The sequence below is a fragment of the Janthinobacterium sp. Mn2066 genome (genome assembly GCF_049319705.1).
Taxonomy (GTDB): domain Bacteria; phylum Pseudomonadota; class Gammaproteobacteria; order Burkholderiales; family Burkholderiaceae_D; genus Janthinobacterium.
Genome location: NZ_JBMOUF010000003.1, coordinates 234432 through 257496, shown reverse-complemented (window position 1 = coordinate 257496; position 23065 = coordinate 234432). Strand labels below are relative to the sequence as shown.

20 protein-coding genes are annotated in these 23065 nt (G+C 61.1%); 3 read left to right on the top strand and 17 right to left on the bottom strand.

Features of this window, described 5'->3' with window-relative positions; all coding sequences use genetic code 11:
• Nucleotides 1-27: 27 nt before the first annotated feature.
• The 6 genes from ACL9RI_RS07480 to ACL9RI_RS07455 form a co-directional block, all read right to left on the bottom strand.
• Nucleotides 28-888: an ABC transporter permease gene (locus tag ACL9RI_RS07480; RefSeq protein WP_422725947.1), complete on the bottom strand. Its 861-nt coding sequence runs from the start codon at nt 886-888 to the stop codon at nt 28-30.
• Nucleotides 885-1817 (bottom strand): ABC transporter permease subunit, encoded by a 933-nt coding sequence (locus tag ACL9RI_RS07475; protein WP_422726136.1) that lies wholly within the window; start codon nt 1815-1817, stop codon nt 885-887. The genes ACL9RI_RS07480 and ACL9RI_RS07475 overlap by 4 nt, the downstream gene beginning before the upstream one ends.
• A 16-nt stretch (nt 1818-1833) precedes the next feature.
• Nucleotides 1834-2982 (bottom strand): ABC transporter ATP-binding protein, encoded by a 1149-nt coding sequence (locus ACL9RI_RS07470; protein WP_422725946.1) that lies wholly within the window; start codon nt 2980-2982, stop codon nt 1834-1836.
• 233 nt (nt 2983-3215) lie between these two features.
• Nucleotides 3216-4676, bottom strand: a complete 1461-nt coding sequence (locus ACL9RI_RS07465) for an aspartate aminotransferase family protein (protein WP_422725945.1) — start codon at nt 4674-4676, stop codon at nt 3216-3218.
• 10 nt (nt 4677-4686) lie between these two features.
• Nucleotides 4687-6057 (bottom strand): glutamine synthetase family protein, encoded by a 1371-nt coding sequence (locus ACL9RI_RS07460; protein ID WP_422725944.1) that lies wholly within the window; start codon nt 6055-6057, stop codon nt 4687-4689.
• 70 nt (nt 6058-6127) lie between these two features.
• The gene (locus ACL9RI_RS07455) at nt 6128-6913 is read right to left on the bottom strand and encodes a gamma-glutamyl-gamma-aminobutyrate hydrolase family protein (RefSeq protein WP_422725943.1); all 786 of its coding nucleotides are present in this window, start codon (nt 6911-6913) and stop codon (nt 6128-6130) included.
• A 228-nt stretch (nt 6914-7141) separates the two neighbouring features.
• On the opposite strand from ACL9RI_RS07455, the gene ACL9RI_RS07450 reads away from it, so the two are divergent.
• Nucleotides 7142-8287 (top strand): MFS transporter, encoded by a 1146-nt coding sequence (locus ACL9RI_RS07450; protein WP_422725942.1) that lies wholly within the window; start codon nt 7142-7144, stop codon nt 8285-8287.
• Between the two features lie 3 nt (nt 8288-8290).
• Here ACL9RI_RS07450 and ACL9RI_RS07445 read toward each other — a convergent pair whose 3' ends face one another.
• Nucleotides 8291-8683 carry a hypothetical protein gene (locus ACL9RI_RS07445; protein WP_422725941.1) on the bottom strand — a complete coding sequence of 131 codons (393 nt, stop codon included), beginning with the start codon at nt 8681-8683 and terminating at the stop codon, nt 8291-8293.
• Between the two features lie 168 nt (nt 8684-8851).
• Here ACL9RI_RS07445 and gabD point away from each other — a divergent pair, with 168 nt between their 5' ends.
• Nucleotides 8852-10306: an NADP-dependent succinate-semialdehyde dehydrogenase gene (gene gabD, locus ACL9RI_RS07440; RefSeq protein ID WP_422725940.1), complete on the top strand. Its 1455-nt coding sequence runs from the start codon at nt 8852-8854 to the stop codon at nt 10304-10306.
• A gap of 9 nt (nt 10307-10315) precedes the next feature.
• Here gabD and ACL9RI_RS07435 read toward each other — a convergent pair whose 3' ends face one another.
• On the bottom strand, nt 10316-10939 hold the full coding sequence (locus ACL9RI_RS07435) for a trimeric intracellular cation channel family protein (protein WP_422725939.1): 624 nt from the start codon (nt 10937-10939) through the stop codon (nt 10316-10318).
• Between the two features lie 4 nt (nt 10940-10943).
• A complete protein-coding gene (locus ACL9RI_RS07430) occupies nt 10944-13316 on the bottom strand; it encodes a penicillin-binding protein 1A (protein WP_422725938.1) in 2373 nt (790 codons plus the stop codon).
• A gap of 125 nt (nt 13317-13441) precedes the next feature.
• Here ACL9RI_RS07430 and argP point away from each other — a divergent pair, with 125 nt between their 5' ends.
• On the top strand, nt 13442-14329 hold the full coding sequence (gene argP / locus ACL9RI_RS07425; RefSeq protein ID WP_422725937.1) for an HTH-type transcriptional regulator ArgP: 888 nt from the start codon (nt 13442-13444) through the stop codon (nt 14327-14329).
• Here argP and ACL9RI_RS07420 read toward each other — a convergent pair whose 3' ends face one another.
• The 8 genes from ACL9RI_RS07420 to grpE all read right to left on the bottom strand — a co-directional run bounded on the left by ACL9RI_RS07420 (nt 14330) and on the right by grpE (nt 22743).
• Nucleotides 14330-15205, bottom strand: a complete 876-nt coding sequence (locus ACL9RI_RS07420) for an ABC transporter permease (protein WP_422725936.1) — start codon at nt 15203-15205, stop codon at nt 14330-14332.
• Nucleotides 15202-16050, bottom strand: coding sequence for an ABC transporter ATP-binding protein (locus ACL9RI_RS07415; protein WP_422725935.1), 849 nt, complete (start codon nt 16048-16050; stop codon nt 15202-15204). The genes ACL9RI_RS07420 and ACL9RI_RS07415 overlap by 4 nt, the downstream gene beginning before the upstream one ends.
• A gap of 1 nt (nt 16051) precedes the next feature.
• Entirely contained in the window at nt 16052-17026 is a 975-nt protein-coding gene (locus tag ACL9RI_RS07410) for an ABC transporter substrate-binding protein (RefSeq protein WP_422726135.1), read from the bottom strand.
• Nucleotides 17027-17098: 72 nt separating this feature from the next.
• Nucleotides 17099-18007 (bottom strand): TauD/TfdA dioxygenase family protein, encoded by a 909-nt coding sequence (locus tag ACL9RI_RS07405; RefSeq protein WP_422725934.1) that lies wholly within the window; start codon nt 18005-18007, stop codon nt 17099-17101.
• A gap of 106 nt (nt 18008-18113) precedes the next feature.
• Nucleotides 18114-18782 carry a carbonate dehydratase gene (gene can, locus ACL9RI_RS07400; RefSeq protein WP_422725933.1) on the bottom strand — a complete coding sequence of 223 codons (669 nt, stop codon included), beginning with the start codon at nt 18780-18782 and terminating at the stop codon, nt 18114-18116.
• A gap of 111 nt (nt 18783-18893) precedes the next feature.
• Entirely contained in the window at nt 18894-20024 is a 1131-nt protein-coding gene (gene dnaJ, locus ACL9RI_RS07395) for a molecular chaperone DnaJ (protein ID WP_183674258.1), read from the bottom strand.
• A gap of 160 nt (nt 20025-20184) precedes the next feature.
• Nucleotides 20185-22131: a molecular chaperone DnaK gene (dnaK, locus tag ACL9RI_RS07390; RefSeq protein WP_422725932.1), complete on the bottom strand. Its 1947-nt coding sequence runs from the start codon at nt 22129-22131 to the stop codon at nt 20185-20187.
• Nucleotides 22132-22221: 90 nt separating this feature from the next.
• Nucleotides 22222-22743 carry a nucleotide exchange factor GrpE gene (gene grpE / locus ACL9RI_RS07385; RefSeq protein ID WP_422725931.1) on the bottom strand — a complete coding sequence of 174 codons (522 nt, stop codon included), beginning with the start codon at nt 22741-22743 and terminating at the stop codon, nt 22222-22224.
• Between the last annotated feature and the right edge of the window lie 322 nt (nt 22744-23065).

The window sequence follows — 23065 nt, the reverse complement described above, 5'->3', positions numbered from 1 at the left end:
GGTGGAGACAACAGTCTACTCTTCCTGCTAGTTTTCCTGTGCATAGGCGGCGGACATCTGCTTGCGGCGGCGCCGGTCGGCGCGCGCCAGCATCACGCTGAAGATGATCACGGCGATCGTCACCACCAGAATCGTCAGGGCGGCCACGGCGTTCACGCGCGGGTCCAGGCCCAGGCGCGCACGCGAGAAGATCACCAGCGGCATGGTGGTCGAACCGGGGCCCGACAAGAAGGCCGACAGCACCACGTCGTCCAGCGACAAAGTAAAAGTCAGCAGCCAGGCCGATGCCAGCGCCTGCGTGATATTCGGCAGGGTCACCAGGAAAAACACCTGGTGCGCGCGGCAGCCCAGGTCCATCGCCGCCTCGGCCAGCGACTTGCTCATTTCCTGCAAACGCGATTGCACCACCACCGCCGCATACGCCATGCCCAGCAAGGTGTGGCCCAGCCAGATCGTCAGCACGCCCCGCTCGGGAAAACCGAACACCTTTTGCATGGACACCAGCATCAGCAGCAAGGACAGGCCGATGATCACTTCCGGCATCACCAGCGGCGCGCTGACCATGGAAGAAAACAGGGTGCGGCCACGGAAGCGCTGGTAGCTGTTCAGGGCAAACGCGGCGAAGGTGCCCAGGATGACGGACGACGTGGCCGAGAAAAAGGCAATCTTCAGCGACAGGCCAAAGCCGGAAATGATCTCGCTGTCGTTCATCAATTCGCTATACCAGCGCAGCGAAAAGCCGCTCCACACCATGTCCTGGCGCGAGCTGTTGAACGAAAAAACGATCAGCACGATGATCGGCAGGTACAGGAACAGATAGCCCAGCGAGAGCCAGCCGCGGCCAAACCAGCGCTGAAGAAAGCTACGTCCACTCACATTTGCGCTCATGCCCGCTCCTCCCCATCCTGGTCCGTCTTGTATTTGTTAAAAATCGCCATCGGCACCAGGATCAGCAGGATCACCAGCACCGTCACCGACGAGGCCATGGCCCAGTCGTTATTGGTGAAGTATTCATCCCACAGTACGCGGCCGATCATCAGCGTTTCCGGGCCGCCCAGCAGTTCGGGGATCACATACTCGCCGACGGACGGAATGAAGACCAGCATGGCACCGGCGATGATGCCCGACTTCGACAGCGGCACGGTGATGCGCCAGAACGCCTGCAGCGGCGTGGCGCCCAGGTCGGCCGCCGCTTCCAGGTAGCGCATGTCCATTTTCACCAGGTTGGCGTACAGCGGCAAAATCATGAAAGGCAGATAAGCGTAGACCATGCCGACCACCAGTGAAAACGAGGTGTTCATCATGTGCAGCGGCGCGCTGATCAGCCCCAGCGACAGCAGCAAGTCGTTCAGCAAACCCTGGTTGGCCAGGATGCCCTTCCACGCATACACGCGCAGCAAAAAGGAGGTCCAGAACGGCAGCATCACCAGCATCATCAGCACCGGGCGGATGGACGGCTTGGCGCGCGCCATGAAGTAGGCAAACGGATAGCCGATGACCAGGCAGATGGCGGTGGTCATCGCCGCATACTTGATGGAGCTGAGGTAAGTCAGCAGATACAGTTCGTCGGCCGCGATGAACAGGTAATTGGCGATCTTGACCTTCAATACCACGATGCCATCGACATAGGACAGCAAGCCGCCAAACGGGCTGCCGGCCGTATCCATGTCGGACAGGCTGATGCGCAGCACGATCAGGAAGGGAATCAGAAAGGCGATTGTCAGGAACAGCGCCGGCACGGCGATCACGGCATTTCTTCCCGCGGTTTTCCCCATTAACCAGCGCAGGGTGACGAGATTGCGCAGCATTTTCAGCATGGACGTCATGATGGCCTCAGCTGGTCAGCACGACGATGTCGGCGCCATCCCACCACACCCACACGCGCTGGTCGCGCTCGAGGCGCGCCACGTCATGGCGGGCCGCGTTGGTGCGCGCCACTTTGACCACCGTGCCGCTGTCGAGGCGCACATGGTAGCTGGTTTCATTGCCAAAATACGCCATGGCGACGATCACGCCCTGGGCGCAGTTGTAGCCGTGTTCGGCCGGCGAAGCGCGTTCTTCCAGCGCGGGAGGGTCGATCTGGATGGCGATTTTTTCAGGCCGCACGGCCACCGACACATCCATGCCCAGGTTGCCCGTGATACCGTGGGCGACATACTGGCGGCCGTCGGGCGTATCGACCACCACGTGATCGGGTTCGTCTTCCGTGATGCGGCCGTCGAACAGGTTCACGCTGCCGATAAAGTCGGCAACGAAGCGGCAGTTCGGCGTTTCATAGATTTCACCGGGCGCGCCCACCTGCAGGATGCGCCCTTCGCTCATCACGGCGATGCGCGTGGCCATGCTCATCGCTTCATCCTGGTCATGCGTGACCATCACGCAAGTCACGCCCACCTGCTCGATGATATTCACCAGTTCCATCTGCGTGCGCTCGCGCAGTTTCTTATCCAGCGCGCCCAATGGTTCATCGAGCAGCAGCAATTGCGGCCGCTTGGCCAGGCTGCGCGCCAGCGCCACGCGCTGCTGCTGCCCGCCCGACAGCTGATGCGGCTTGCGCTTCGCATATTGCGTCAGCTGCACCAGCGCCAGCATCTGCTCCACGCGCGCGCTGACCTCTGCTTTCGGCAAGCCGTCGCGGCGCAGGCCGAAGGCGATGTTGTCCCATACGGACAGATGCGGAAACAGCGCATACGACTGGAACATCATGTTGATCGGCCGCTGATGCGGCGGCACGTCGACGATGCTGTTACCCGCCAGCGCGATCGTGCCCGAGGTCGGCGTCTCGAAACCGGCCAGCATGCGCAGCAGGGTCGATTTACCGCAGCCTGAACTGCCCAGCAAGGCGAAAATCTCGCCCTTGTTGATCGTCACGGAAATCGCATCGACGGCGCGCACGCCATCGAATTCCTTGACCAGCTGGTCAATCAGCAAAAATGGCGCTTGGGCGTCGCTGGCCGACGCGGCAGGTGTTGCTATCGTCATGTATGGTTAGCTTCTGGGTAAGATGGTGTCAAAATGAAAAACTGGCCGCTCTATGAGCGGCCAACATGGAAGTTTAGCGGAACTGCCGCCATTGCGGTCCAAAAATTGCGAAGTTGATGCTTATTTTGGTGAAAACCCAACGGCAAAGGCTGGGTCAGTCGCATCGCGATCGGCATGCATCCCACTGGGATGCATGCCCCCGGCGGATCTGCCGCCGGAAACCGGACGAGCACTTATATCCAGCCCTTTTCCTGCACTTCCGCATAAGTCTTGTCCAGGCATAGCCGGATCAGGGCCACCATCTCGTCGATCTGCGCGCGCGTGATCACCAGCGGCGGGGCGACGATCATGCGCTCGCCCACGGCCCGCATGATCACGCCGTTATCGAACATATGGCGGCGGCAGAGCATGCCCACGCCCTGGTCTTCCTCAAACAGCACGTTGTCATGCACAGTCTTGCCTTTGCTGCGCACCAGGTTCAAGCCCGCCACCAGGCCGCAGCTATCGGCATAACCGACCAATGGATGGGTCGCCAGGCTGGCGAAACGCTGTTTCAGGTAGGGCCCCGTATCCTCCGCCACACGGCGCACCAGGTTTTCTTCTTCGAGGATGCGGATATTTTCCAGCGCCGCCGCACACGCCACCGGGTGGCCCGAATAGGTGAAACCGTGCGTGAATTCGCCGCCCTTGTCGATCAGGACCCTGGCCACCCGGTCCCCCACCAGCACGCCGCCCAGCGGCACATAGCCGGACGTGACGCCCTTGGCAAAGGTGATCAGGTCAGGCTTGATACCGAACAGTTCGGAGCCGAACCAGCGCCCCAGGCGGCCGAAACCGCAAATGACTTCATCGGCGATCAGCAGGATGCCGTACTTGTCGCAGATGCGCTGGATCTCGGGCCAGTACGTCGCTGGCGGGATGATCACGCCACCGGCGCCCTGCACCGGCTCGCCGATAAAGGCGGCTACCTTGTCGGCGCCCACCTCCAGGATTTTCTCTTCCAGCCACCCAGCTGCCTTCAAACCAAAGGCTTCAGGGCTCAGGCCGTGGCCCGCTTCCAGGTAATTGGGCTGGCCGATATGCACGATGCCGGGGATCGGCAAGCCGCCCTGCGCATGCATGCCATCCATGCCGCCCAGCGACGCACCCGCCACCGTGCTGCCGTGATAGGCGTTGTGGCGGCTGATGATGGTGTGCCGTTCCTTGTAGCCCAGCAGGTCCCAGTAGCGGCGCACCATGCGCACATTGGTGTCGTTCGCTTCCGAACCGGAACTGGTAAAGAACACGTGCTGGAACTGCGGCGGAGAAATCTGCGCCAGTTTGGCCGCCAGCTGCGCGGCCGGCACATTGGTGGTGCCGAAAAAGCTGTTATAAAACGGCAGGGTTTCCATCTGCCGGTACACGGCTTGCGAGATCGAGCTGCGGCCATAGCCCACGTTGACGCACCACAGGCCCGACATGCCATCGACGATCTTTTTGCCCTGGCTATCCCACAGGTAGACTCCCTCGCCGCGCACGATCACGCGCGCGCCCTTGGCGGCCAGGTCCTGGAAATCGGTGAACGGATGCAGGTAGTGGGCCGAGTCCAGTAGCTGGATGGCGGCCGTGTCGAATACTTGCGGCGCCGCGTTTTTCTGCGCTACGGAGGCAACCAGGGCGGCGCCGGGCGCCAGCGGATTATTTGTTGTGCTCATGCTTCCTCCCTTAGACGTGCAGTAAGAGGTGTTCGCGTTCCCAGGGGCTGATGACGGTCATGAATTCCTGGTGTTCCAGGTCCTTGATGGCCGCGTACACGTCGATAAAGCGCTCGCCCAAGACCGTGCGCAATTTGTCTTCCGCGCGCAGCAGTTGCAGCGCTTCCGGCAAGCCTTGCGGCAGTTCGAATTTCAAGTCGTAGGCGCTGCCCACCATCATCGGCGTCGGCTCGATCTGCTCCACCATGCCCAGGTAGCCGCAGGCCAGGGTCACGGCCAGGGCCAGGTAGGGATTGGCGTCGGCGCCAATGATGCGGTTTTCGATGCGGCGGTCCTGCACGCCCGATTCGGGCACGCGGAAACCCACGGTGCGGTTATCCAGCCCCCACTGGATATTGATGGGCGCGGCCGTGTGGCGCACGATGCGGCGGTAGGAATTCACATACGGCGCGACGATGGCCATGGCCGACGGCATATAGCGCTGCAAGCCGCCGATGTAGTGCTTGAAGATGGTGGCGGCCGAACCGTCCTCGTTGCTGAAGATATTCAAGCCCGTCTTCGCATCGGTCACGCTCTGGTGCACATGCATGGCGGACCCCGGCTCGCCCGCCATCGGCTTGGCCATGAAGGTGGCGTACATATCGTGCTTGAGCGCCGCTTCGCGCAGGGTGCGCTTGAAGAAAAATACCTTGTCGGCCAGGCCCAGCGGATCGCCGTGCAGGAAGTTGATTTCCATCTGGCCCGCGCCGATTTCATGGATCAGGGTATCGACGTCGAGGTTCATCAGTTCGCAGTAATCGTAGATATCCTCGAACAGCGGGTCGAACTCGTTGACGGCATCGATGCTATACACCTGGCGGCTGGTTTCGGCGCGGCCGCTGCGGCCGATGGGCGGCTTCAATGGCAAGTCCGGGTCGCTGTTTTTTGCCGTCAAGTAGAACTCCAGTTCGGGCGCCACCACCGGTTTCCAGCCCTTGTCCGCATACAGTTTGAGCACGCGGCGCAGCACGGAGCGAGGCGCAAAATCGACCAGCATGCCATCGGAAAAATAACAGTCGTGGATCACTTGCGCGGTGGGGTCGGTGGCCCACGGCACCATGGTGATGGTAGTGGGGTCGGCCTTTAAAATCATGTCGCGGTCGGTGCTGGAAATGGCGCGGTCATAGCCGCCATCGTCGACGGGATAATTGCCCGTCACCGTCATGCCCAGCACCGCTTCCGGGATGCGCATGCCGCGCTCCTGGGTGAATTTTGCGCGCGGCAGGATCTTCCCCCGCGCCACCCCGGTCAGGTCAGGCACCAGGCATTCGATTTCCGTGACCCGCTTTTCATTGAGCCACAAATCCATATCGGTATAGGTGAAATTCTCGCGTATTGCCATACTTCCCTCTCGCTGGTCTTGATCAAGCGCCGCTTGCTAAAACAGGTTCTCACTGCGGCGGCGCGCCCGTTCAATCTGCTGCTGTCAGGCGATGCTGCTGTTCTTGAAAATCGCGGCAAGCCTGGCCAAAGGCGCCGAACAGCCGCATCGATAAAGGATTGCTGGTCACTTGCCACTCCGGGTGCCACTGTACCGCCATCGCGAAACCTTCAGCGCCCGCCACCGCAAAGGCTTCGACCAGGCCATCGTCGGCCAGCGCCTCCACGCTCAAACCATCGGCCAATCTGGCCACGCCCTGGCCATGCAGGGAATTGACCATCATCTCGCTCTCGCCACCGAGCATGCGCGACAGCAGGCCACCCGGCGTCAGGCGCACCCGGTGCGCGGGGCCGTACTGGCGCTCCAGCGGTTGACGCACATCTTCGCGGTGATCCTGCATGTTGGCGACCGCATGCACGGCCTGGTGCAGGCTGCCGCCCAGCGCCACGTTGACCTCCTGGAAGCCCCGGCAAATCGCCAGCAAGGGCAGCTTGCGGGCCAGCGCGGCCCGTATCAGGGGCAAGGCGGTAGCGTCGCGGGCAGGATCTTGCGGCAGCTCGGGAAAGCGGATCTCTTCGCCATATAGCCTCGCATCGAGATTCGACGCAGCCCCCGTCAGCAAGACGCCGTCGGCGATATGCAGCGCTGCATCGAGATCGGTGTCGGCACCGAACCCGGGCAGGACCAGCGGCATGCAGTCGGCGCCCAGCAGCACGGCTTGCAGGTATTTATCCTGCGCCATATGCCAGGTATGGCCATGCACCTGTTTGCCAAGCTGGCGCTGGCAGGCGGGAACGAGAACGATGGGACGGCGCATGGTCAGACACCTCGCTAACGTGATGATCGAATGACAGGCGCCCGTGCCGGGGCACACTCAAGGCAGCGGCTCGGGCTACACTAGCGGCTTTGCCGTAGTTGCTTTTAAATTCATCATATGCCCGTCTGGCGCCAAACACCAGCGCCGCCAGCAACATCTGTCCATTTTCTCCATGAACAAACGCCTTTTTTCCAGACCATCTTCCCCCCGTTATCCGCAGGGACAGCCATGAAGCAGATGCCATGGCGCGACTTCTTTGCCCTGGTGGTCAGCATCGGCGTGGTCGGCCTGGGCCTGGGCGCCACCATGCCGCTCACGGCGTTGACGCTGGACCAGCGCGGCGCAGGCACCGACATCATCGGCATGGTCACGGCCGTCAGCGCCATCGGCATCCTGGCCGCTTCGCCTTTCGTGTCCCGCTGGGTCGCCCGTTTCGGTCCGCGCGCCACCATGCTGGGCGCCGTCTGGATCGCGTCCCTGGTTACCATCGCCATGCAGTTCAGCGACAGCCTGCTGGCCTGGAGCCTGCTGCGCTTTGTGTTCGGCGGCGCCATGGGTGTGCTGTTTACCATCGGCGAAGCGTGGATCAACCGCCTGGCGCCCGACAATTCGCGGGGACGGGTGGTGGCCATGTACACCACCAGTTTTACGTTTTTCCAGCTGATCGGCCCTGCCCTGGTGGCCCTCTTCAACGGCAAGACCAGCTGGAGTTTTGCCGCCTGCGGCTTGCTGTTCCTGCTGGCCTTGCCGGGACTGCTGCTGATCTCGAACAGCGGCCCGCAGCAAGAGACCGAAGAACAAGGCGTGCGCTGGACCTTGATCCTGCCGCGCATGCCGATGATCGTGCTGGGCGCCGCCTTCTTTGCCCTGTTCGATACCCTGGCGCTCAGCCTGCTGCCGCTGTACGCGATGCGGCACGGGATCGCCACCGACCTGGCCCTGCTGTCGGCCACGGTGGTGCTGGTGGGCGACACGGGCTTGCAGTTCGCGCTGGGATGGATGGCCGATCATTTTGGCCGCGCCAGAGTGCATGCAGGTTGCGGCGTGGCCGTCTGCCTGCTGCTGCCGATGCTGCCGTTTGCCGTCCATACGCCGTGGCTGTGGTGGACCCTGCTGCTACTGCTGGGCGCGGCCGCCGGCGGCATCTACATGCTGGCGCTGGTGGCGTGCGGCGAACGGTTCACAGGTTTGTCGCTGACCAGCGCCAGCGCCATCGTCAACGCCACCTGGGGCGTCACCAGTGGCGGCGGCCCCTTGCTGACGGGCGTCTTGATGCAATCCGTGGGCGTCAACGCCCTGCCCGCCGTGATGTGGGTCTGCGCCGCCATCTTTGTCGGCAGCGCCGTGTGGGAGCGCAAGAAGGGGATCGTCTAAGCGTTATTTTTTCAGCTGCGCCAGCCGCCGCTGCAATTCTTCGGCCACCGGATAATTCGGATTGGCCTGCTTGAAAGCGTCCCATTCCTGTTGCGCCGTCCGGGCATCGCCCGCTTTCAGCAAGGCGTCGATCTTGACCAGCCAGGTGGCTGGATCGAGCTTGGCCTGCGCTGGCGAAGGCGCCGCCAGCGGTGCCTGCTGCGATGCCGGCGCCGCTTCCGCAGCCGGCGGCACCGGCGCCGGCTTCTTGCGAAACCAGTCCACGCCGGTCAGGTTCAAGGTCAGCAGCACGGCGACGGCCAGCCCAAGTGGAATGCGCCAGCGCGTCAGGTAATCTGGCGCTTTTTTAGGCGCTTGATTGCCCGTTGGCGCGTTCTTGTCGTCGTTAGTATTCATGCCTGGCCTCTCTGATTGGTGACAAAGCCAGTGTAGCCGAACTATCTGACGGGTAGAGCGAAATCCTGCCTTCCCTTTACCCATGCGTGCGCTGCCCAACACAGGCGCTATCGTGCGGCGGATAAAAAGGTCTACCATGGAAAGCCACGCCAAACTGGAGTTCCGCACATGCTCAAGCTCAAAGACCCGGCGCTGCTGCGCCAGCAATGCTATCTCAATGGCCAGTGGCTGGACGCCGCCAGCGGCAAGCACGCCGACGTGACCAATCCAGCCACTGGCGAGACCATCGGCCACGTGCCCACCATGGGCACGCAGGAAACGGCGCACGCGATTGCGGCCGCCAATGCCGCCTGGCCGGCCTGGCGCAAGAAAAGCGCCAGCGAGCGCGCCGCCTACCTGCGCCGCTGGAACGACCTGATGCTGGAGCACGCCGATGATTTGGCGCTGATCATGACAGCCGAACAGGGCAAGCCGCTGGCAGAAGCCAAGGGGGAAGTACAGTATGCGGCGTCATTCATCGAATGGTTTGCCGAAGAAGGCAAGCGCGTGGCGGGCGACACCCTGGCGTCGCCGTGGCCGGACCGCCGCATCGTGGTGACCAAGGAGCCGATTGGCGTCTGCGCCGCCATCACGCCATGGAATTTTCCAGCCGCGATGATCACGCGCAAAGTGGGTCCGGCGCTGGCGGCCGGCTGCCCCATCATCGTCAAGCCGGCCGGCCTGACGCCTTTTTCCGCGCTGGCGCTGGCCGTGCTGGCCGAACGGGCCGGCATACCGCCGGGCGTGTTCAATGTGATTACGGGGTCGTCGCAAGAAATCGGCGACGAGATGACCTCGAACCCGCTGGTACGCAAGCTCAGTTTTACCGGGTCGACGGAAGTGGGCCGCATGCTGATGCGCCAGTGCGCACCGACGATTAAAAAACTGTCGCTGGAGCTGGGCGGCAATGCACCGTTCATCGTGTTCGATGACGCCGACCTCGATGCGGCCGTGGAAGGCGCCATCGCCTCGAAATACCGCAACGCGGGCCAGACCTGCGTGTGCGCCAACCGCCTGTACGTGCAGGATGGCGTGTACGATGCGTTCGCAAAAAAGCTGGTGGACGCGGTGGAAAAGCTCAAGGTGGGCAACGGCGTCGACGAGGGCGTCACGCAAGGGCCGCTGATCGAGGAAAAGGCCGTCAAGAAGGTGGAGCAGCACGTGGCTGACGCGCTGGCCAAGGGCGGCCGCCTGCTGACGGGTGGCCAGCGCCACGCGCTGGGCCACAGCTTCTTCCAGCCTACGGTGATCGCCGACGTCACCAGCGAGATGCTGGTGGCGCGCGAAGAAACCTTCGGCCCGCTGGCGCCCCTGTTCCGTTTTACCAGGGATGAAGAAGCGGTAGCGCTGGCCAACGATACGGAATTCGGCCTGGCCGCGTATTTTTATTCACGCGACATAGGCCGCATCTGGCGAGTGGCCGAAGGGCTGGAGTCCGGCATGGTGGGCGTGAACACGGGCCTGATCTCGACCGAGGTAGCGCCGTTCGGCGGCGTCAAGCAATCAGGTCTGGGCCGCGAAGGGTCGCACTATGGCATCGACGATTACCTGGTGATCAAATATATTTGCATGGGCGGGATTTAACGAACCCCTTTATTCAAATCCGCGGATCCGGTCAGCGTTAAAATTCGGCAGCCGCCATGCAAAATGCAGGGCCAGGAAACGGAACAGGAAGCCCGCCGCAATCGAAGCCAGCTGTGCCACCGAGCTGTCCACCTTGAAGTACAGCAGCCCCACGTACAGGCTACCCGTAAACAGGGCCACGGTGGCATACACTTCGCGCTGCAGCACCAGCGGAATCTGGTTGCACAGGATATCGCGCAGCAGGCCGCCGAAGACACCCGTGATCATCCCCGCCAGCACCACGATGGCCGGGTGCATGCCGGCGCCCATGGCGATGTCGCAGCCGATCACGCAAAAAGCCACCAGGCCCAGGCCATCGACCAGCAAAAAGATCGTGCGCAGGTGGTGCAGATAGCGCGCCACAAAAGCCGTGACGACGGCCGCGCCGACGGTAAACATCAGGTATTCGGGATGGGCGATCCAGCCTAGCGGATAGTGCCCCAGCAGCATGTCGCGGATGGTGCCGCCACCCAGCGCGGTGACGGTGCCGATCATGCAGATGCCGAACAGGTCCATGCCGCGCCTCATGCCCATGATGGCGCCGGACATCGCTTCGGCGACGATCGCCACCAGGTAAATCGTGTGTAACAGCATGGTCTTACTCTTCCGAAAATGATTTGAGAATTTGTGCGCGTTCGCGCGCTTCGCTCAGGCTGCGCGCTTCGTTGGCCTTGGCGCTGCCGCAGCTGACGCTGCTGTGGATAAAGTCGTAGTTATCCTGCACGCAGTCGCCATCGAGGTATTCGGCATACACATAGTCGCCATCGAGCATGGCCAGCCCTTCCGGCTCGCTGCGCACCTGTTCGCGCCGGCCCTGCACGGCCACCTGCATGTAGTCGCGCCAGACCGGCAGCGCCAGGGTGCCGCCGGTAGCATTACCCAGGCTTTTAGGCTGGTCGTAGCCGAGCCAGACGACAGACACCAGGCCCGAGGAATAGCCGGCGAACCAGGCGTCATACGCATTGTTCGAGGTGCCCGTCTTGCCGGCCGCATCGCTGCGCCCCAGCGCCAGCGCGCCGCGCCCGGTGCCGCTTTTCACCACGTCGCGCAGCATGCTGTCCATCACATAGGCATTGCGCGCGGAGATGATGCGCGTGCCTTCGACTTCCTCGCCCTTGGGGCGTGCCGCCGCATCGCTGAACAGGACTTCGCCGCCGCGGCTGCGCACTTCCTTGATCAATTTCGGCGGCATCTGCACACCGTCGTTGGCGAATACGGAATACGCCTGCGCCAGTTGCAGCGGCGTGGCGGCGCCCGCGCCCAGCGCCAGCGGTAAGGAGACGGGATTGCGCGCCCCCTCAAAGCCGAAACCGGTGGCAAACTGCTGTACATACGCAGGGCCGGCGGCCTGCATCAGGCTGACGGCCACCAGGTTTTTCGAGCGTATCAAGCCACGCCGCACGCTGATGAAGCCTTCGTAGTTATCGCCGTAATTGCGCGGACGCCAGGGCTGCGCGCCTGTTTCCTGCGGCAGCAGCAAGCGCTGCGTGTCATCTACCTCGCTACCGGGGAAATAGCCTTTTTCCAGCGCCGCCGCATACACGAAAGGCTTGAAGCTGGAACCGGGCTGGCGATAAGCCTGGGTGGCGTGGTTGTAGTGGTTGCGGTAAAAATCGAAGCCGCCCGCCATGGCGACGATTTCGCCACTCTGCGCATCGACGGAAATCACCGCGCCTTCCATCTCGGGCAATTGCGTCAGCAGCCAGCGCTTCTTGGCCACATCGTGCACCACGCGGATCACGCTGCCCTCAGTTACGGCCTGTTTGCCTTCCAGCGGCAGCTTGCCGCCCAGGCGAACATCCGAGGCGGCCACGCCGATCTCGTCGCCATTGCGCAACTGCGCCGTCAACTGGCGCTTGCCGGAGGTATCGACCTTGCGCACCAGCGCGGCCTGCAGCTCGCCGCTGTCAGGGTAAGGCGACAGCTGGCGCGCCACCTTGTCGGTAGACGCAGGCAGGCGCGCTTCCGGGCCGCGATAACCGCGCCGCGCCTGCGCGTTCAGCAATCCCGTACGCAGCGCCTGGTCGGCGGCCCGCTGGGGCGCCATGCGGATGGTGGTCGTCACGTCCAGGCCCATGCTGTACGCGCCTTCGGGATAACTTTGCAGTATCAGCTGGCGCGCTTCTTCGACCGCGTACGCGGCGGCCTGCACGGAGCTGTTGCGGCTCTGGTTCAGCAGCAGCGGTTCGGCCACGGCCGCGTCGTATTCGGCTTGCGTGATGTCGCCCAGTTCGCGCATGCGCTGCAAGATGTAGCGCTGGCGCAGCTTGGCCCGCGTGGGGTTGGCGACCGGGTTGTAGGCTGACGGCGCCTTGGGCAAGCCGGCCAGCATGGCCGCTTCCGCTACCGTCAGCTCGGCTAGCGGCTTGTCGAAATAAATGTTCGAGGCGGCAGAAAAGCCGTAGGAACGCTCGCCCAGGTAAATCTGGTTCATATACAGCTCCAGCAGCTTGTCCTTGCCGTAGTGCTGTTCCAGTTTGTAGGCCAGCAGCATTTCGGTCAGCTTGCGCTGCACGGTTTTGTCGCGCGACAGGAAGAAGCCGCGCGCCACCTGCATGGTGATGGTGCTGGCGCCCTGCGCATGGCGGCCCGTGACGACGTTGGCCAGGGTGGCACGCGTCAGGCCCATGAAGTCGACGGCGCCGTGTTCGTAGAAACGCGCATCTTCGATGGCCAGCAAGGCTTGCCGCATGCGCAGCGGAATATCTTTCAGGGGCAGGAATTCGCGGCGCTCTTCGCCGTATTCGGCCAGCAGTTCACCCTCGCTGGAAAAAATCCGCAGCGGCAGGGCCGGCTTGTATTGCGCCAGGTGTTCGACGCTGGGCAAATCCTGCCACGCCTGGCGCAGCCACCAGCCGCCCGCCAGCGCGCCTGCCAGGACCAGCCCCAAAGTCACACCCAGGCCGAATTTCACATTCCTGGCCAGCCTGGATTGCGGTTTGCGTGGTGACTCCTGAGTTTGCGGTTCCATATGACTGCCTCCCTGCTGCGCTATATCCCGCGCAAACGAGCATTGTGCATCGCAACACGGTTATCCTTATGAAAATTAAGTATTATTTAGTATTGATAAATTTTTCTAATCTTAGGCAAAGCCCCATGAACTTGAATCCCAAACATACGGACGCGTTTCGCGCCGTGATCGAGACGGGCAGTTTCGAGCAGGCGGCGTTGCAGCTGCACCTGACGTCGCCCGCCATTTCGCAGCGCGTGCGGGCGCTGGAAAGCCAGCTGGGGAACGCGCTGATCGTGCGCAGCCGCCCAGCCCGTGCCACGCGCACGGGCCAGCGTCTGATGCAGTATCTGAAGCGCGCCGCGCTGCTGGAAGCGGACCTGGCAGCGGAACTGGCGGTGCAGCAGGATGCGCCGCTGACGCTGGTGCTGGCGCTGAACGCCGACTCCATGGGCACCTGGTTTTTCCCGGCCCTGTCGGAAGTGCTGATACGCGAACGCGTGCTGCTGGACCTGACCGTGGAAGACCAGGACCATACTTATACCTTGCTGGAAACGGGCATGGCGATCGGCTGCATCAGCACGGAAGCCAAGCCCATGCGCGGTTGCACGGCCGAACCGCTGGGCGTGATGCGCTACTGGCTGGTAGCCACGCCAGCGTTTCGCCAGCAGTGGTTTGCCCACGGCCTGACGCGCAAGGCGGCCCGCACGGCGCCCGTGGTGGCCTATACGCGCAAGGACACCTTGCAATCGTCGTTCCTGCAAGACACGCTGGGCTTGCCGGAAGGGGCGTATCCCTGCCATTACGTGCCGGGCGCCACCTCGCACTTCAACGCCATCCGCTATGGCTTAGGGTATGGCATGGTGCCCGAGCTATTGCTGAAGGCCAATGCCGATGGAGAGCTGGTGGAGATCATCGCGCCCAAGACACCGGCCGACGTGGCCCTGTACTGGCACACGTGGAAGGTGCAGTCGCCGCGCATGGAACAGCTATCGCGGCAAATCATCGCTGCCGCGCGCAAAATATTGAAGTGATCAGCGCTGCATGCCCCAGCGCCTGAGCGTCACCCGCTCCAGGGTGCGGAAACCGATATTTTCCACCAGCAAGCCGATCGCGATCACGGCGGCCAGGCCCGCGAAGACTTTGTCCGTATAGAGTTCATTGCGGTTCTGGAAGATATACCAGCCCAGGCCGCCCTGCCCCGAGGAGGTCGTGCCAAACACCAGCTCGGCTGCAATCAGGGTACGCCAGGCAAACGCCCAGCCTATCTTCAAGCCCGAGACGATGGAGGGCAAGGCGCCCGGCACCAGGATGTGCAGTACCAGGCGCACGCCGCTCAAGCCGTAATTGCGGCCCGCCATGCGCAGGGTCTCCGGTACGCTCTGGAAACCCGCATACGTGTTCAGGGCCAGCGGCCACATCACGGAATGCACAATGACAAAGATCAAACTGCCCCGACCCAGGCCGAACCACAGCAAGGCCAGCGGCAACAAGGCGATGGCAGGCAAGGGATTGAACATGGCCGTCAGGGTTTCCAGCACGTCGCGCCCGATACGGGTGGAGACTGCAAGCAAAGTCAGCAGGAATGCGGCCAGCAGACCCAGCACATAGCCCTGCAGCAAGACGTTCAAGGAAGCCCCCGTGCGCATGAGCAATTCACCGCTGGCGATACCGCCCGCGAACGCTTGCGCCGTCTGCCAAAAGCTGGGCAACAATAAATCGTTATCGGTCCAGCGCGCGGCGCCTTCCCACAGCAGCGCCAGGACGATCAGGATCAAGGCCTTGCGCCAGCCTGCCTGCTGCGATAGATGTTGCCAGCGAGATAGTGGTTGCTCGGCCAGCACGCCGGCCGGCGGCGGTGCATCGTAGACGCATTCCTGGCGGATCGGCGGTTCCAGCAGCAAACTCATACGGCGCTCCTGTGCAAGTCCGGTTCGACAGCTTCTGTCACCGTCTCCCCCTCATCGAACAGCAAGCCATGGATGCGGCTGCTGGCGACCTGGAATTCCACGCTGCCTGCGCTATGCAAGCCGAATTGATGGCTGTTCAATTCGGCCCTGACCCGGCCCGGATGGGGAGATAAGAGCAAGATGCGGTTGCCTACCACCAAGGCTTCCTCGATCGAATGGGTGACGAACACCAAGGTAAAACGCAGTTCTTCCCACAGGCGGCCCAGCTCTTCCTGCATCTTGCGCCGCGTCAATGCATCGAGGGCGGCAAACGGCTCGTCCATCAGCAGCACTTCCGGCTGCATGGCCAGCGCGCGGGCGATCGCCACCCGCTGTTTCATGCCGCCCGACAAGGTATGCGGATGGGCTTGCTCAAAGCCCGCCAGGCCGACTTTAGCTATCCAGTGCTGGGCGCGCTCGCGGGCCGCCACCTTGCCCAGGCGCTTGCTGGCCAGCAAGGGAAACATCACGTTTTCCAGCACCGTTTTCCACGGTGGCAACTGGTCGAATTCCTGGAATACCACCACCCGGTCCGGTCCCGGCTTTTTGATCGGCAAGCCATCCATGGTGATGCTGCCCGAACGGGGCGCGATAAAGCCGGCCACCGCTTTCAGCAGCGACGACTTGCCACAGCCGGATGGCCCCAGCAAGACGAAGCGGTCACCACGGAAAACATCAAAGCTGACTTCATGCGTGGCGCGCACGCTGCGCTGCCCATTACGGTATTCCAGGCTGACCTTGTCGACGGACAGCAGCGGCGCCACGCTTGCCGGCGGGCGTACCAGTTGAAAAGCGGGGGTGTGCATGTCAGCTTCCCTGCCCGATGGCCGGGTCGTCAAAGAAATAATCGCGCCAGCTGTCGGGCCGGTTACGGATCGCGTTCACCCGGTGCAGGAATTGCCCCAGGCCCAGGGTGTTTTGCGGTGCGATCTTGAATTGCACTTGTGGGTTGGAAAAGATTTTCAACAGCAGATTGCGGTCCACCTTGCTCTTGTTGCGCTTGATATAAATGTCGGCCGCGCCCTGCGGATTGCTGCTCGCATACTGGGCCGCTTCAGCCAGGGCAGCGACGAAGGCATGGTAGGTTTTCGGATTGTCTTTACGGAATTTCTCGGTCGCATACAGCAGGGTCGATGAGCTGGGGCCGCCCTGCACTTCATAGGAGTTCAAGATGATGCGGGCATTCGGATTGTGCGCCAGCTCCTGTTCCTGGAACGGTGAATTGCCGAAGTGACCCGTCAATTCCGTGCCGCCCGCGATGATGGCGGCGGCCGCATCGGGATGCGGCAATGTCTGCGTGATCTTGTCGAGGCGGGCGAATTCCTTGTCGCCCCATTGTTTCGCCACCGCCATTTGCAAAATGCGCGCCTGCACGGAGACGGACACGGCCGGCAAGGCGATGCGGTCCTTGTCCGTCAGGTCAGCCAAAGTCTTGACCTTGGGATTGTTGCTGACCAGGTAGTACGGGAAATTGCCCAGCGAGGCCACGCCGCGTACATTTTGCCGGCCCCGCGTACGGTCCCAGATGGTCAGCAGCGGCCCCAGGCCGGCACCGGCGATATCGATATTGCCCGACAACAAAGCGTCATTGATGGCCGGCCCACCCGACAAGGTGACCCAGTCCACCTTGATATCGACCCCAAGCTGCTTGCCATGCTTTTCGATCAGCTTTTGTTCCTGGGCGATATTGAGCAGCAGAAAGGTGATGCCATACTGGCCGGCGATGCGCAATTGTCCTTCGGCACGGGCCATGGATGCCCCCATCGTCAGCATACACAGCATGGCCAGGGCGGCGGTCAGACGGCGGCGGACGAGGGGCAAGGACTTGAACATGGGCACTCCTGGTGGGGAAAATCAGTACGGCGCATCACCTTCAATGGTGGTGCGGTAGAGCTTGCGGCGCTGGTCCGGCGGGCAGCCGGTCGCCAGGTGCATCAGGGAACGGTTGTCCCAGAACACCAGGTCGCGCGCCTGCCAGCGGTGCACATATAAATGTTCAGGGCGCACGCTGTGAGCAAACAGTTCCTCGAGTACGGCGCGGCTTTCATCGTCGGGCAAGCCAACGATGCGTGTGGTGAAATGTTCGCTGACGAACAGAGCACGCCGTCCCGTTTCCGGATGCACGCGCACGATGGGGTGCGTGACAGGCTGCACTGCATCGATCTGCGCCTGCGTCAGTGGCGGCCGCCATGGGTTGCGCCGGCGCAATTCTTCGTACTGGCATAAATAGCTGTGTTCGGCATGTGCACCGCGCACGACATGGCGCAGCGCAGCCGGCAAGCTTTCCCAGGCCAGGTGCATATTGGCAAACACGGTATCGCCACCTTCCTCGGGCAACTCTTGCGCGTGCAGCATGGAGCCCAAACTGGGGATTTCTTTATACGACAGGTCGGAATGCCAGAAATGGCCCGCGTCACCGAGGCCGATAGGCTGGCCGTTTTCGACGATATTCGAAATGATCAGGACTTCCGGGTGCTGCGGCAGCTGAAACTGGTGCAGCACATGGATTTGCAGGACGCCGAAGCGGCGGCTGAAATCGATTTGCTGCTGCGGCGTAATGTGCTGGTCGCGGAACACCAGCACGTGATGGTCGAGATGGGCGTGGTGCACGCGCTGGAAATCGCTGAGCGACAAGGGCTGCGCCAGATCCAGCCCCACGACTTGCGCACCGAGGGGCGCATCGAAGGCTTCGATCCGGAAGTGGCTGGCCGGCTGGCTAGCCAAGTTACTGCTAAATGTGGGGGATTCGAGGACGGCCGACATGATGAATTCATCCGTGAACGAGGGATGTTCACTGTATGCCGGCCGGCCATCCTTGCAAACGAAGCTTATCCTATATGGATATGCAGATTGTGCTGGCGCAACTGACTTACACTGCCTCGTAGCGGGCCAGGCGGGCCGCCATGCGCGGCGCCAGTTCGTGGCCGGCCGTGACCGTCATGTCCAGGTCATTCAACAAACCATCTTTCAAGCCATAGACCCAGCCGTGTACGCTGAGTTCCTGGCCCCGTTCCCAGGCATCTTGCACGATGGTGGTCTGGCAGACGTTCAAAACCTGTTCGACCACGTTCAATTCACACAGGCGGTCGCTGCGCTCGCGGCTGCCCAGCACCTCACCAAGGTAGCGCTCATGTTTCTGGCCCACGTCCTGCACGTGACGCAGCCAGTTGTCGACCAGGCCGATGCGCGTGCCCGTCAGGGCCGCATGCACGCCCTTGCAGCCATAATGGCCGACGATGATGACGTGTTTGACTTTCAGCACGTCCACCGCAAATTGCAGGACGGAAAGACAATTGAGGTCGGAATGCACGACCACGTTGGCAATATTCCGGTGCACAAACACGTCGCCAGGCGCCATGCCCAGCAATTCGTTGGCGGGAACACGGCTGTCGGAACAGCCGATCCACAGATATTCGGGCGAAGTCTGGGCTTCCAGATTCTTGAAGAAGTTCGGATCCTTCTCCACCATTGAGTCAGCCCAACGGCGGTTGCGTAACAGCAACTCCGCCAGGGCCTGGCCGCTTTTCGCTTCGGTCATATCGCTCCCATTCGATAAAATGGACATTGCGCGCAAGGCGCCGCAATATCCGCTTCCGGTTAAAAAAACGCCGGGATGGTTGAGCATCCCGGCGCTTCGTTTTACTGCTGCTTATTCAAAAAAATCCTTGACCTTGTCTTTCCAGGTCTTGCTTTGCGGACTGTGCTTGGCACCGCCCTCTGTCGTCGATTTTTCAAAGTCACGCAGCAATTCTTTTTGCTTTTCCGTCAGTTTCACCGGCGTTTCGATCGCCACGTGGCAGAACAGATCGCCCGCGTAACCGGAACGCACGCCCTTGATACCCTTGCCTTTCAGGCGGAAGGTCTTGCCCGACTGGGTGCCTTCCGGGATCGTGAACGACACTTTGCCGTTCAGGGTAGGCACTTCGATTTCGCCGCCCAAGGCTGCCTTGGTGAACGAGATCGGCATTTCGCAATGCAGGTCGTCGCCTTCGCGCTGGAACACGGCGTGCGGCTTGATGTGGATTTCCACATACAGGTCACCGGACGGACCGCCATTCGTGCCCGGTTCGCCGTTGCCGGACGAACGGATGCGCATGCCATTGTCGATACCGACGGGAATCTTGACTTCCAGCGTCTTGTTGCGCTTGATACGGCCCGCGCCGCCGCAAGGCGTACAAGGATCGGTGATGACCTTGCCGCTGCCATGGCATTTCGGGCAAGTTTGCTGGATGCTGAAGAAACCTTGCTGCATGCGTACCTGGCCGTGGCCGCCGCAAGTGCCGCAGGTGGTCGGCGAGGTGCCTGGCTTGGCGCCGCTGCCGTGGCAAGTGTCGCACTTGTCCCAGCTCGGCACGCGGATAGTCGTGTCGAAGCCGTGAGCAGCTTGCTCCAGCGTAATTTCCAGGTTATAGCGCAAGTCGGCGCCACGGTACACTTGTGGACCCGCATTGCGGCTGCGTCCACCGCCACCGCCAAAGATGTCGCCAAAGATATCGCCAAAGCTGTCGGCAAAACCGCCGCCACCAAAGCCGCCACCGCCGCCGCCCATGTTCGGGTCCACGCCGGCATGACCATAACGGTCATATGCGTCGCGCTTTTCCGGATTGGTCAGCATTTCGTAGGCTTCTTTGACTTCCTTGAACTTTTCTTCCGATTCCTTACTGTCCGGATTGCGGTCCGGATGGTACTTCATCGCCAGTTTGCGGTAAGCCTTTTTGATCTCTTCTTCCGAAGCATTTTTTGCGACACCGAGTGTCTCGTAAAAATCACGCTTTGCCATGTTGTCGGCACCTTGCAGTCTATCTACTGATGTAAAAGTTACACGAAAAAGCCGAGTCGAGTGCCGCGGGGCGGCGACTCGGCTCGGCCGGTCTTCGCAGAGAAATTCCGCGACGTAGCATACAGCCCGGTTGCTCCCGGGTTACGGGAGCGTAAGACAATTACTTGCTGTCTTTGACTTCTTTGAAGTCAGCGTCAACCACGTCATCGTGCTTGGCACCGGCGTCCGATGCGCCAGCAGCTTGCTGTTGAGCACCTTCTGCGCCGCCGGCAGCTTGTTGCGCTTGCATGTCGGCGTACATTTTTTCGCCCAGTTTCTGCGATGCGGTCGACAGGGCTTCCACCTTGGCGTCGATCTCGGCCTTGTCGCCAGCCTTGATGCTCGCTTCCAGGTCGGTGATCGCTGCTTCGATCTTTTCTTTCTCGCCAGCGTCGAGCTTGTCGCCGTATTCGGTCAGCGATTTGCGGGTCGAGTGTACCAGAGCATCAGCCTGGTTGCGCGACTCGGCCAATTCCTTGACCTTTTTGTCTTCTTCCGCGTTCAGCTCGGCATCCTTGACCATCTTCTGGATTTCATCTTCGGTCAAGCCCGAGTTGGCCTTGATCGTGATCTTGTTTTCCTTGCCGGTGGCCTTGTCTTTCGCGCCCACATGCAAGATGCCGTTGGCGTCGATGTCGAAGGTCACTTCGATCTGTGGCGTGCCGCGTGCTGCTGGCGGGATGCCTTCCAGGTTGAATTCGCCCAGGCCTTTGTTGCCGGCAGCGATTTCACGCTCACCCTGGTACACCTTGATGGTCACCGCAGGCTGGTTGTCGTCGGCCGTCGAGAACACCTGGCTGAACTTGGTTGGAATCGTGGTGTTTTTGTGGATCATCTTGGTCATCACGCCGCCCAGGGTTTCGATACCCAGGGACAATGGCGTTACGTCCAGCAACAGCAAGTCCTTGCGTTCGCCCGACAGGACCGAACCCTGGATCGCAGCGCCCACGGCCACGGCTTCGTCTGGATTCACGTCTTTGCGCGGATCTTTGCCGAAGAATTCTTTGACTTTCTCTTGCACCTTCGGCATACGGGTCATACCGCCGACCAGGATGATGTCATCGATGTCCGACACTTTCACGCCAGCATCTTTGATCGCGGTGCGGCATGGCTCGATGGTAGCGATGATCAGCTCTTCCACCAGCGACTCCAGCTTGGCGCGGGTCATTTTCAGGTTCAGATGGACCGGTGCGCCATTGGCCATCGCGATGTACGGCTCGTTGATTTCGGTTTGCTGCGACGACGACAGTTCGATCTTCGCGCGCTCGGCCGACGCCTTGATGCGTTGCAGGGCGATTGGATCTTTTTTCAGGTCCAGGCCGTTGATTTTCTTGAATTCTTCGATGATGTAATCGATCACGCGCTGGTCGAAGTCTTCGCCGCCCAGGAAGGTGTCGCCGTTGGTCGACAGCACTTCAAATTGTTTTTCGCCATCAACGTCAGCGATTTCGATGATGGAAACGTCGAACGTGCCGCCGCCCAGGTCATACACGGCGATCTTGCGGTCGCCCTTTTCGGTCTTGTCCAGGCCGAATGCCAGCGCTGCCGCGGTTGGCTCGTTGATGATGCGCTTGACGTCCAGACCGGCGATACGGCCAGCGTCCTTGGTGGCCTGGCGTTGCGAGTCGTTGAAGTAGGCAGGCACGGTGATGACGGCTTCGGTGACTTCTTCACCGAGGTAATCTTCTGCGGTTTTTTTCATCTTGCGCAGGACTTCAGCCGAAATTTGTGGCGGCGCCAGTTTTTTGTCGCGCACGCCGATCCATGCATCGCCGTTGTCGGCTTTCATGATCTTGTAAGGCATCAGCGAGATGTCTTTTTGTACTTCTTTTTCGTCGAACTTGCGACCGATCAGACGCTTCACTGCGAACAGCGTGTTCTGTGGATTGGTCACAGCCTGGCGTTTTGCCGGTGCGCCAACGAGAATTTCGCCATCTTCTTGATAAGCAATAATCGACGGCGTCGTGCGTGCGCCTTCAGCGTTTTCGATTACCTTTGGTTGACCGTTTTCCATGACGGAAACGCAGGAATTTGTGGTTCCCAGATCGATACCGATAATTCTACCCATGATTTTTTCCTTTTATTTGCTAGATTTCAGATGGTTCTTATATGTGGCAAAGCGGCATGGTTTCAAGGCTTGCTTGATGCCGCACTCTGATTATTTTGCTTGCGCGGTGGTCACGATAGCGGGACGCAACAAACGGTCCGCAATCATATAGCCCTTTTGCAATACCGACACGACTGTGTTGGCTTCCTGCTCCGCTGGCACCACGGCAACTGCCTGATGTTTCATTGGATCGAGCTTTTCGCCCTGTACCGGCAGGATTTCCAGCAGGCGGTTGCGTTCAAACGCGGCGGTCAACTGTTTCAGGGTCATTTCGACGCCTTCTTTCAGCGATTCCAAGGTTGGCGCTTCCACCGTCAGGGCCGTTTCCAGGCTGTCCTTGACGGGCACCAGGGCTTCGGCAAAGCTTTCTACTGCGAATTTATGTGCTTTAGCAACATCTTCCTGGGCACGGCGGCGGATGTTTTCGCCATCGGCCTTGGCACGCATGAAGGCATCGTGCATTTCTGCAAGACGCGCTTCGGTACTCGCCAGCTGCTCTTCCAAAGTAGGCTCGGCGGGAGTCGCGGCGTCCGCTTGCGGATTAGGTACAGCTTGGTTTTCCTGATCTTGCATCTGAAAGCTCCTACATTCAATGACTAATATTAGTTAGGCTACATATCTTTACAACACTGTCCGGCAGATGGGGCTAAGTCTGACTGTTTCAAGGGGTAGTGAGCGCAACCAGCAGTCAAGCACGCCGATGTTACAGCTTATTACAAATCTATCCGATTTTCCGGGTATTCGATTTGTGCGCCGCGATCTATCATGAATCATGGTGTGCCGAAGACCATCCCCCCTGACCAAGTGAGGAGTAGTGATGAAACTGCCTATTATTAGCGCGTCCATCGTGGCTTACGCCCTCCTTGCCACCGCCCTCATCTGTCTTGCGCAGTTA